A 6642-nucleotide genomic window follows, 5' to 3' on the forward strand; every position below is an offset into this window, starting at 1 on the left:
GATCGCACCTGTGACGCTTGGCTTGAGTTTTGACTATTTCTGAGGTAAGGGAATTATCGCATATGAGTATCGAATTAACTAAGGGTGAAAGGTTCAATCTTTCTAAAGAAACTCCTAATTTCAGTAAAATTGCGATCGCCCTGGGGTGGCAAGTCAGCCAGACAGCACAAAACTGCGACATTGACGCATCTGTTTTTATGTTAGCGGCAGACGATCGCATTCCCGATGAAAAGTATTTTGTATTTTACAACAATCTGACATCGCCGGACGGTGCGGTGCGACATTCGGGAGACAGCAGGAATGGACAAATTGACGGAGATGATGAGACGGTTTATGTGGATTTGAGTAAAATCAATTCGGCGATTCAGGAAATTGTGTTTGTTGTGACTATTCACGAGGGACAGGAAAAAAATAAAAGTTTTAGTCAAGTTACAAATGCTTTTATCAGGCTTTACAACCGAGAAACTCTTAGCGAATTGGTTCGCTACAATTTAAATCAGATTTTTTCCCAAGAGACGGCTTTAGAATTTGGACGTTTGTATAAGAAGAATGGCGAATGGAGGTTTCAGCCGGTAGGACAGGGATATAATGCCGGGCTGCAAAGTTTTGTAGATAAGTATTATGTTGAAAATGCGGTTGATAAAAGCTCGAATGCTGGTGAGAAGGTTGATGATGCTGAGGTTGTGAGGCAGTTTAGCGATCGGGTCGATCGGTTATTGCGGGAAGAGGCGATCGAGGAAACACCCATTCCAGTATCTAGCGAAGCGGTAGAACAGTCGGTGGCTACTCCTGTAAATGCGGATACTGTGCAATCTGAGGAAGAGGCAAAAATAGATAATTCTGCACTAGAAAATCTGGAACCAGCTATCACTGCTGAGGATTTTTTGGAACGGTATAATCAGAAAGAACGAAATTTTACCGGAGTTAATTTAGCTCGAGTCAATCTGAGCAGAAAAGTCTTGGGTAAGGTCAACCTTAGTAGCGCTAATCTAAGCGGTGCAGAACTTTCTCAAACAAACTTATCTAGTGCTAACCTGAGTGAGGCAAATTTATGTCATGCAAACCTTCACACAGCCAATCTAAGCTCAGCAAATTTAGGGAAAACAAAATTTGTCAATGCAAATTTAAGTGCAGCAAATCTCTTGGAAGCGAACCTAATTGAAGCTAATCTGAGTGGGGTAAATCTCACCAGTGTTCATTTGTCTTCGGGAGTAAATTTCAGCAGAGCTAACCTCAGTAAAGCAAACTTAAGTGGCTTGAATTTGAGGCAATCGAGATTGATCAATGCTGATTTGAGTAATACCAACTTAAATAAGACAAAACTATTCGGTGCAAACCTTGATAGGGCAAACCTTGAAGGAGCAAACCTTGAAGGAGCGATTTACAACGCACAGACTGTCTTCCCCAGAGGCTTTGACCCTGTTAAAGCAGGTGCTTACTTAATTGCTCCTAATGCTTCACTGCAAACTGCAAACCTAGTTGGTTTTGATTTGAGTTCTGTTGACCTGAGTGAAGCTAACTTGAGTGGTGCAAATCTAACTAAGGCCAATTTGCATAGTGCAAAACTCCTGCAAGCTAATTTAAATAAAACCAACTTAAGCGGAGCAAATCTGACTAATGCCAACTTCACGGCGGCCAACCTGATAGGAGCCAACCTGATGCAGGCAAATTTACTGTATGCTAACTTAACTGTGGCAGACTTGAGTGGAGCGAATCTGAAAAATGCACGTACAGATCATAGTACAAATTTTCGCGGTGCTAATCTGACAAAAGTTAGTCTGGTTGGTGGAACTCTTCAATGTAATCTAAGCGGAGCAATATTAATTGAAGTAAATTTCTGTGGGGCTAACCTTAGTGGTGGAAATTTTAGGGGAGCAGACTTAACTTCGGCAGACTTGCGCGGGGCAAATTTGGCGGGTACAAACCTAGAAAAAGCCAACCTAAAGGGAGCGAATCTAAGTGGGGTGGTAAATCTGGAAAAGGCAAAACTCGCAGGTGCAATTATGCCAGACGGGACAACTCACGAATAAATTCGATCGCAAATATTAGACCTCTTGCAAAAATAACTAGGACGGGCAAGATGCCCATCCCACAAAATTTTTTTTCTTGTGGAATGGGCATCTTGCCCGTTCCAGAATTTGATTAAAAGGATTTTTGCAAGAGGTCTATTAAACAGCAAGATGGACAATGTATTTGTGTCAATTTAACCGAAAGTCCGCCAGGGAATTAATTCCCTGGCTAATAGCTTAAGTCCTCTGAAGAGGACTAATGAGTTCTTCAGTCCTCTTCAGAGGACTTTTGCTATGAGGCAGGGGTTTAAACCCCTGCCGGACTAAGGGAAATAGCGTTAAATTGACACCAATGGTGTGCATCGCCCTCCATACAAATAAAGTATGATGAGTGTGAAAGCTCAAATATATAGATTTTCCATGAATGAATCGGACAAAGAAATTATAGAATCTACCCTCAGATGGATGACGGAGTTTGTCGAGTTACCGCATCCAGTTTTCAGCGATTTACCGATTTGTCCCTTCATTAAAAAGGCACGCTTGGTCAATCAAATTTTATTCAAAATCGAGCCGTTTTCAGCGCCGACTGAGTTCGATCGCGATTCTGCCATCATGAAATCAATTTATGAATTTTACAATTCGGAATTTGAAATAATGGTAGTAATTAATCCCGAAAAAACAGCAATTACTGCGCCCGAAACTAAAGAATTGATAGACAAACTGAATCGTCAGATATCAGACTTGGGCTTGCTGGCTTTTCACGTCCATCCTGAAGAAGATTTTAATATTGACGGGCTTTATACTAGGAGGATGCCGTATCCGGGCTTCACGGTTCAAGTAAATTCTAAGCTGAAGCCAGCTTCCGATGCTTTAGAGAAAACTGAATATTACAAAAATTGGACGGCCCAACAACTAAAAGATTTCGGGATTCCGAGAAATTGACGATCGCCCCAGTCCCCCCTTCCTCCTCTCTTTCTTCGCGACTTTCGCTACTTTCATCGGTTCAATCCTCCATGAGTGCGGTGAGAGTTGTAAAAAGTCGATCGCACTCTGAAGAAGCCTTGCGAACCTTGCCAACATCCAACTTTTCTAACAGCTTGGAAGCGTGCTGTATCTTTTGATATTCGCCTTTCGATTTTGTGTCGCAGCTAGCTGCTTTCAGACTTCGTTCTAACAAATCCTTTTCAATCGTCTCTACATTGCTCTTTCTAGGAATCGCATTTTCTTTAAATCCCTGCCCGTAAAATCTTTTTAAAGTATCAATATCCGCCATGAACCAAGCTTCCATCGTTTGCACCATGAGATAGCAATGAGTCTCATCAACCCCAGCAGGCGAATCCCAATTATCCCTCCACTTCAAATGCTCCCAAGGCGACTGCTTTACAACAGGTGCTTCTGAGTCAACCAGAAGGATGACAAACGCTTTTGGGTAATCTGCCAAAGCATTCTTAAAATCCCTGAAAGCATTATTCCGAGAACCACAAACAATCATATTCCACTTGATTTGATTGCTGCGGGCAACCTGCACAAGTTCTTTGAAAAAACTGCTAAATCCTTGTCGGAGCAATGACTTTGTATTCTTGCCATCGCCACCACCTTCGATGTAAATGCGAATCTCCTTTACCATCGGTTGCCCCCGATGTCTCCCCTCCGCCAAAGGTCTCCCAAAGTGTAATTCTCAAGCCATTTTTTCAGTCGTTCGGGATCGAGACGGTTCAGGTGACTTCCTCTATCATCTCGATCGCATATTAACACTGACTCAGGACTCAGAGCCGACACTAAAGCATCGGAATGAGTTGTCACAATCAGTTGTGTGCGCTGTGAGGCTTCGATCAGCATTTCAGCAATCCCAGGCAAAATGTCGGGATGCAAGCCAATCTCCGGTTCTTCAATACAAATAAGTGGCGGGGGAGTTGGATCTAGGAGTAAAGCTATTAAGAATAAATAACGCAGCGTACCGTCTGATAAACGAGTTGCGGGAATTGGCTGAATTAATCCTGTTTCGCGGATGAATATCTGGACAGTACCGCCATAAATCTTGATACTCAGTTCTTCGGCTGCATCGTAGAACAGTTGTAATTTTTCAATAATCTGCCTGCTTCCTAATTGATACTGTAAGTTGTTTAAAACCAGTCCTAAGTTGCCGCCATCTTCGAGGAGGGGATGTTCTGGCAAGTCAGTTTGCTGAGCCTTTCTAGGTACTGAATCTCTCCCTGTCTGCCAGTTACGATATAAACCAATGTCTGCAAATTTATTTCCCAGATATGATAGTTCGGGATATAGTTCTGGATCTTTTCTTTGAGATAAGATAGATTGATCTGGAAGGATATCTTCTCGCCGCAGATTCCGCAGCTTTCTTGTTTGCTGCTCGTTGTCCTCTATAACATTGATAACAGGGCGACCCCGATCGCTATAATGGTAGTACAAAAATGGCCCGCTTTCAGAGCTATTGCCCGATTCCATATCTTCTATAGCTTCGTCCACTACTTCAAGTCTCTGACCGACTGCGGTAAAACTAATCTGATAGCGCAGTGGCATCGTGCGTTCTGGGTAATCTAAAATAGCCTCAATTTTTGCTGTGGGAATACCTTTTTCACCTTTCCACAGAAACTCGCTGATGCCACCTCCTTGACGAATCGGAGCAAGTAAGTCGGTAGGTGTTGCCTTCAACACTCCCATCGCTTCAATTAAGTTAGATTTGCCGGATGCGTTAGTACCGATCAATACATTCAGGGGTTGCAGTTCAATTTTTTCCCCCTCACTTCCATAGGATAGGAAGTTTTGCAGTTGCAGGGAGTGAATAAATCTTTTGCCTTCCACCTTGTCCTCCTATGCCAATTCTGAACTATTATACTTTACGAAAGCTTTCGTTTTTAGTCTTGAATTAAGTAGGTTTCAAAACTACCGATTCCAAGTCTTTGCCTTGAAGTCGGAGGGGGAGTGACATATCCCGATCGATCGCACAACAGCCGACCTACTCTCCTGCAACGGTCTTTGACCCATTACAATTAATTCAGCAAAAAATCTTTACACATAAGAACTCATGCAGCTCAAGTCCACAACCCGCCATATTCGCATATACACCGCCATCCTCGAAGATAACGAACTCGTACCCAGCAATGACCTTTTGACGATCGACATTGACCCAGATAGCGAACTTAACTGGAACGACGAATCAGTCAAACAGGTATATGCCAAATTCGACCAACTCGTAGACGCTTACGAGGGCGAAGATTTGACCGAGTACAACCTCCGCCGCATCGGTTCGGAATTGGAACACTTGGTGCGATCGCTCCTACAAAAAGGCGAAATCAGCTACAACCTCAACAGCCGCGCTGTCAACTACAGCATGGGATTGCCCCGAGTTGACGCGAAAATTCACCTGTAAGCTGCTAGACATATAAATTGCTTGGTTTCGATAGAGTGTCCCAGGGAGAATGGGAGAGTGGGAAAATTTTTCCCTCTTGCCTATTCTTTCATTAGACCTCTTGCAATAGCTGGGACGGGCAAGATGCCCATCCCACAAAAAGTTTTTTTCTTGTGGAACGGGCATCTTGCCCGTTCCAAAATTGGATTAAAAGGACTTTTGCAAGAGGTCTATTCTTCTTCACTGCCGATAGTTTCTGCGTCTTTCTCGGCATCCTTGGGAGTAACTGCCCAATTGGGAGTACGATCGCGCTCCAAAAACTGTTTTACCGCAACTTGGCGGTTAGTCATAAACTGACCCCAAGCGCCGGGAAACAGACCATCCAAGGTTTCCACCAGCGCCCAAACCTCAATATTCATCACTTTGTAATAAAAACCGTGAGAACGCTGAATCTTAGTCAGCATTTCGTCAACCTCAACTGCCCGCAGCAGCTTGGGATCGGGCAAATTATGGGGAAAGGCGCTTGACTCATGTGGGGGCATGGTTAATAACTCAACAGCTTGCAGAGTCCGGTCAGTCGATTTTAGATTTTAGATTTTAGATTTTAGATTGATTCCACAGATGAATCTGGGGGCTTGAACTAATATCTAATTTTTTTTGCTCTCCACGACTCCTGTCGGGGGCTTGTATCCGTCAGTCGATTTTAGATTTTAGATTTTAAATTAGAGAATTGACTCCAAAGATGAATCTCGGGGCTTATATCCGTCTTTGGGTAAAGGTGAACTACCAGACGCTGACCACTTAAGTAGTACAGCGCTGGCTTCCTGATTCAACGGGAATAGCGTCCAACAAAACCGAAGTTTTACCAGATCGACTTACATTCCCTCCCCAGGCAGAAGCGCTAGTTCCTAACGCCAAAGTCCGCAAGGCTTCATTTCTAATATTGATTGAAGCATTTACATCACGGTCATGCTGAGTACCGCAATGCTGACAAGTCCATGTTCTAATATCAAGAGTGAGACTCTCAACTCGATTTAGACATACATGACAAGTTTTAGAGCTAGGAAACCATCTGTCGATTTCGACATATTGCTTTCCTTCGCTCTCGGACTTGTACTTGAGCATGGTACAGAACATACCCCAACCAACATCACTAATTGATGAAGCTAAATTATGATTCTTTACCATGCCTTTGATATTGAGATTTTCTACTGCAATAACTTGGTTTTCGTTCACTATCTTGCGGGATAGCTTGTGCAGAAAATC

Annotated in this window: 7 protein-coding genes; 3 read left to right on the forward strand and 4 right to left on the reverse strand. The window is 43.3% G+C overall.

All coding sequences use genetic code 11. The features are described 5' to 3' along the window. The first annotated feature begins 62 nt into the window (after positions 1 to 62). Entirely contained in the window at positions 63 to 2030 is a 1968-nt protein-coding gene (locus QUB70_RS04385; RefSeq protein WP_332978563.1) for a pentapeptide repeat-containing protein, read from the forward strand. Between the two features lie 363 nt (positions 2031 to 2393). Then, positions 2394 to 2951 (forward strand): hypothetical protein, encoded by a 558-nt coding sequence (locus tag QUB70_RS04390; RefSeq protein ID WP_332978564.1) that lies wholly within the window; start codon positions 2394 to 2396, stop codon positions 2949 to 2951. Positions 2952 to 3012: 61 nt separating this feature from the next. Here QUB70_RS04390 and QUB70_RS04395 read toward each other — a convergent pair whose 3' ends face one another. After that, positions 3013 to 3636, reverse strand: a complete 624-nt coding sequence (locus QUB70_RS04395; RefSeq protein WP_332978565.1) for a DUF4276 family protein — start codon at positions 3634 to 3636, stop codon at positions 3013 to 3015. Then, the gene (locus QUB70_RS04400) at positions 3630 to 4829 is read right to left on the reverse strand and encodes an AAA family ATPase (protein WP_332978566.1); all 1200 of its coding nucleotides are present in this window, start codon (positions 4827 to 4829) and stop codon (positions 3630 to 3632) included. Before QUB70_RS04400 ends, QUB70_RS04395 begins: the two co-directional genes overlap by 7 nt. A 223-nt stretch (positions 4830 to 5052) precedes the next feature. Between QUB70_RS04400 and QUB70_RS04405 the strand changes: the two genes are divergently transcribed. After that, a complete protein-coding gene (locus tag QUB70_RS04405; RefSeq protein ID WP_332978567.1) occupies positions 5053 to 5397 on the forward strand; it encodes an NAD(P)H-quinone oxidoreductase subunit M in 345 nt (114 codons plus the stop codon). Between the two features lie 209 nt (positions 5398 to 5606). Here QUB70_RS04405 and QUB70_RS04410 read toward each other — a convergent pair whose 3' ends face one another. Together QUB70_RS04410 and QUB70_RS04415 are read right to left on the reverse strand one after the other, a co-directional pair. Next, positions 5607 to 5918, reverse strand: a complete 312-nt coding sequence (locus QUB70_RS04410; protein WP_332978568.1) for a hypothetical protein — start codon at positions 5916 to 5918, stop codon at positions 5607 to 5609. A gap of 259 nt (positions 5919 to 6177) precedes the next feature. Continuing rightward, on the reverse strand, positions 6178 to 6642 hold a 465-nt coding region (locus tag QUB70_RS04415; protein ID WP_332978569.1), incomplete at its 5' end, for an RNA-guided endonuclease InsQ/TnpB family protein.

Source organism: Microcoleus sp. A003_D6, from assembly GCF_036702825.1.
In the GTDB taxonomy this organism is placed as follows: domain Bacteria; phylum Cyanobacteriota; class Cyanobacteriia; order Cyanobacteriales; family Microcoleaceae; genus Microcoleus.

What these genes read in the sequence shown, in the direction of transcription:
- QUB70_RS04390 (WP_332978564.1), top strand. Translation starts at nt 2,394, where the DNA reads ATGATGAGTGTGAAAGCTCAAATATATAGATTTTCCATGAATGAATCG.
- QUB70_RS04395 (WP_332978565.1), bottom strand. Translation starts at nt 3,636, where the DNA reads ATGGTAAAGGAGATTCGCATTTACATCGAAGGTGGTGGCGATGGCAAG.
- QUB70_RS04385 (WP_332978563.1), top strand. Translation starts at nt 63, where the DNA reads ATGAGTATCGAATTAACTAAGGGTGAAAGGTTCAATCTTTCTAAAGAA.
- QUB70_RS04405 (WP_332978567.1), top strand. Translation starts at nt 5,053, where the DNA reads ATGCAGCTCAAGTCCACAACCCGCCATATTCGCATATACACCGCCATC.
- QUB70_RS04410 (WP_332978568.1), bottom strand. Translation starts at nt 5,918, where the DNA reads ATGCCCCCACATGAGTCAAGCGCCTTTCCCCATAATTTGCCCGATCCC.